The organism is Rhizobacter sp. P3_B12 (genome assembly GCF_056402895.1).
Genome location: NZ_JBFUGN010000718.1, coordinates 1 through 3233, shown reverse-complemented (window position 1 = coordinate 3233; position 3233 = coordinate 1). Strand labels below are relative to the sequence as shown.

4 protein-coding genes are annotated in these 3233 nt (G+C 71.9%); 1 reads left to right on the top strand and 3 read right to left on the bottom strand.

Annotated features, from left to right (window positions below; all coding sequences use genetic code 11):
• Positions 1 to 403: isocitrate/isopropylmalate family dehydrogenase (locus tag AC1D01_RS26800; RefSeq protein ID WP_477871785.1), on the bottom strand; the 403-nt coding region annotated here is incomplete at its 3' end.
• A gap of 3 nt (positions 404 to 406) precedes the next feature.
• Positions 407 to 1285 carry an alpha/beta fold hydrolase gene (locus AC1D01_RS26795; RefSeq protein ID WP_477871783.1) on the bottom strand — a complete coding sequence of 293 codons (879 nt, stop codon included), beginning with the start codon at positions 1283 to 1285 and terminating at the stop codon, positions 407 to 409.
• A 75-nt stretch (positions 1286 to 1360) separates the two neighbouring features.
• Here AC1D01_RS26795 and AC1D01_RS26790 point away from each other — a divergent pair, with 75 nt between their 5' ends.
• Complete coding sequence (locus AC1D01_RS26790) at positions 1361 to 2329, top strand: LysR family transcriptional regulator (protein WP_477871781.1); 969 nt, start codon at positions 1361 to 1363, stop codon at positions 2327 to 2329.
• On the opposite strand, the gene AC1D01_RS26785 is transcribed toward AC1D01_RS26790, so the two are convergent.
• Positions 2244 to 3194 (bottom strand): DMT family transporter, encoded by a 951-nt coding sequence (locus tag AC1D01_RS26785; RefSeq protein WP_477871779.1) that lies wholly within the window; start codon positions 3192 to 3194, stop codon positions 2244 to 2246. The genes AC1D01_RS26790 and AC1D01_RS26785 overlap by 86 nt on opposite strands.
• Positions 3195 to 3233: the final 39 nt, after the last annotated feature.

Below are 3233 nucleotides of genomic sequence, written 5' to 3'. Positions count from 1 at the left end.
CACGCGGCTTGCCGTCGCGGCCCACCAGCGGCGAGCGGATGCCGGGCATCAGGCGCGCCGGGCGCAGGTTCACGAACTGGTCGAACTCGCGGCGGAACTTCAGCAGCGAACCCCACAGCGACACGTGGTCGGGGATCTTCTCGGGCCAGCCGACCGCGCCGAAGAAGATCGCGTCATGCCCGCCGATCTGCTGCTTCCAGTCGTCCGGCAGCATCTGGCCGTGGCGCTCGTACCAGTCCCAGCTCGCGAAGTCGAAGTGGTCGAACTGCAGCCCGATGCCGAAGCGGCCGGCCACCGCCTCGAGCACGCGCAGGCCCTCGGGCACGGTTTCCTTGCCGATGCCGTCGCCGGCAATGACGGCGATGCGGTGGGTCTTCTCGTGCGTCGCGTGGGGTGCGTTCATGGGTCAGTCCTCCAGGAAATCGTTGATCTCGGCGAGCAGCAGCTCGGGCAGTTCCTCGGCGATGTAGTGGCCGCAGGGCACCGCCCGGCCGCTGACCTCACGTGCCGCATCGCGCCACAGCGCGAGCACGTCGAAGCAGCGCCCGACGGCGCCGTGCTCGGCCCACAGCACGCGCAGTGGCACCTCGACGCGCCGCCCGGCCGCGCGATCGGCGCGGTCATGGTCGAGGTCGATGGTGGCCGAGGCGCGGTAGTCCTCGCAGATCGACGCCACGCTGCCCGGCAGCGCGATGCAGCGCTCGTATTCCGCGAGCGCGGCCGGATCGAAGGCCGCGAGTCCCGCATGGCGCCGTCCCATCACGCTGCGCAGGTAGTACACCGGGTCGTGGCCGATCATGCGCTCCGGCAACGGCGCCGGCTGGATCAGCGTGAACCAGTGCCAGTAGGCGCGCGCGAACGCGTCGGTCGTGCCTTCGTACATCGCAAGCGTCGGTGCGATGTCGAGCAGCAGCAGCCGCGACACCGCGCCGGGGTGATCCAGCGCCAGGCGGTGCGCCACCCGCGCGCCGCGGTCGTGCGCGCACACCGCGAAGCGCGCGTGGCCGAGTTGCGCCATCACGCCGACCGCATCGCGTGCCATCGCCCGCTTGGCGTGCATCGCATGGGCGTCATCGGGTGCGGGCCGCGACGAGTCGCCATAGCCGCGCAGGTCCATCGCCACCACGCGGAAGCGCTGCGCGAGCTGCGGCACCACGCGTTGCCACATCGCATGCGTCTGCGGATGGCCGTGCAGCAGCAGCAGCGGCGCACCCTGCCCGCCCACCCGCGCATGGATCTCGGCCCCTTCGACGGCGAAACGCCGGCTCTCGAATCCTTCGAACATGCGGCGCATTCTGGTGCGCTCGCACACGGTCGGCAAGCAATAATCCGGAAACCCATTCGTTCCCTGGAGGCATCAATGATCGAGCGCTCCGACCTCGCGCTGGTGAGCTGCGCGGCCGAGCTGGGCAGCCTGGCCGCCGCGGCGCGCCAGCTCGACCTGGCGCCGCCGGCGGTGTCGAAGCGGCTGGCGGCGCTGGAGTCGCGGCTCGGGCTGCGGTTGTTCCACCGCAGCACGCGGCGGCTGCAGCTCACGCCGCACGGCGAGGCCTTCCTCGCGCAGGCGCGGCCGCTGCTGCAGGGCTTCGAGCAGCTGCAGGCGCAACTGACCGAGCGCCACGACGAGCCGCGCGGCCTGATCCGCCTGTGCAGCTCGTTCGGCTTCGGCCATGCGTGGCTCGGGCCGCTGCTGGCGCAGTTCCATGCCGCGTACCCGCAGGTGCAGGTGCAGCTCCACCTGCGCGAGCAGCTGCCCGACCTGCGCGCCGCCGGCTTCGATGCCGCGGTGTGGCTGTGGGCGCCGCGCGATCCGAACGTCGTCACGCGCCGGCTCGCGTCGAACCGGCGCATCATCGTCGGCGCGCCGGCCTATCTCGAGCGTGCGGGTGTGCCGCAGACGCTCGACGAGCTGGCGCAGCACGCCTGCCTGGTCGTCAGCGAGAACGACGACCAGCCCGCCGCCTGGCGCCTGCAGGATCTGGCCCCGCGCGGTGCTGCCGTGACGGTGCGGGTGCACGGCCCGCTCGCGAGCAACAGCGGCGAGGTGGTGCGCGACTGGGCGCTGGCCGGCCACGGGCTGATGCTGCGCTCGCTGTGGGACGTGCACGAGCACCTGCGCAGCGGCCGGCTGCAGCAGGTGCTGCCGCGCTGGGCGATGCTCGATGCCGATGTGCACTGGGTGCTGCCGCCGCGCGCGCCGAACAGCAGCGTGCCGCGCCGCGTGCGGCTGCTTCAGCAGCAGCTCATTCAGGCCTTGGCGACGCCGCCGTGGCTGGCGCCGCCGGCGGTGCCGGCGAGCGCACCACCAGCGCCACGCCGACGGCGGTGAGCGCCATGCCGAGCACCATCGCCGGCGTGATCGACTCGCCGAACAGCGCCCAGGCCATCAGCGCGGTGGTCGGGGGCACGAGGTACAGCAGGCTCGTCACGCGCGTGGCCGCGCCGCGCTGGATCAGCAGGTACAGCAGCGAACTGCCGCCCAGCGTCAGGCCGACCACCGACCAGGCCATTGCACCGATCAGGTGCGGATGGAAGACGATCGGTTCGCGCTCGAGCAGCGCGATCGGCAGGCTGACCGCCAGCGCGGCCAGCAGCTGAACGGTGTTGGCGGTGCGCACATCACAGGGCGCGACGAAGCGCTTCTGGTAGAGGGTTCCGGACGTGATGCACAGCAGCGAGAACGCGGCGAGCGACAGGTTCCAGGCGGTCAGCTCGCCGGCCCCCAGCTTGCGCCAGACGACGAGCAGCAGGCCCGACAGGCCCAGCGCCAACCCGAGCCACTGGCGCGACGAGACACGGGCTTCGCCATCGCTCGACGCCGACGTGCTGCTGATCCACACCGCCGTCAGCACCGGCTGCAGGCCGACCAGCAGCGCGATCGTGCCGGCCCCCATGCCGGATTTCACCGCGGCCCAGACGCCGCCCAGGTAGCCGGCATGCATCAGCACGCCCGAGGCCGCGAGGTGCAGCCATTGCGCGCGGCCGCGCGGCCAGGCGGCGCGCGACAGCGCGATCCAGAGACCGAAACTCAGCACCGACAGCGCATAGCGCAGCGACAGGAACGAGATCGGCGGCGCGTAGGGCATGCCATAGCGCGCGACGATGAAACCGGTGCTCCAGATCAGCACGAACACCGGCGGCATCGCCTGCACCAGGCGGTCACGCGCGCTGGCGGTGCCGCTGGCGCTGCTCATCGAACCTTGGCTCGGATCTCCGGCAGCGCCTTCTGCAGG

Coding starts and splice junctions, on each gene's coding strand:
- AC1D01_RS26790 (WP_477871781.1), top strand. CDS start 1,361: ATGATCGAGCGCTCCGACCTCGCGCTGGTGAGCTGCGCGGCCGAGCTG.
- AC1D01_RS26785 (WP_477871779.1), bottom strand. CDS start 3,194: ATGAGCAGCGCCAGCGGCACCGCCAGCGCGCGTGACCGCCTGGTGCAG.
- AC1D01_RS26795 (WP_477871783.1), bottom strand. CDS start 1,285: ATGTTCGAAGGATTCGAGAGCCGGCGTTTCGCCGTCGAAGGGGCCGAG.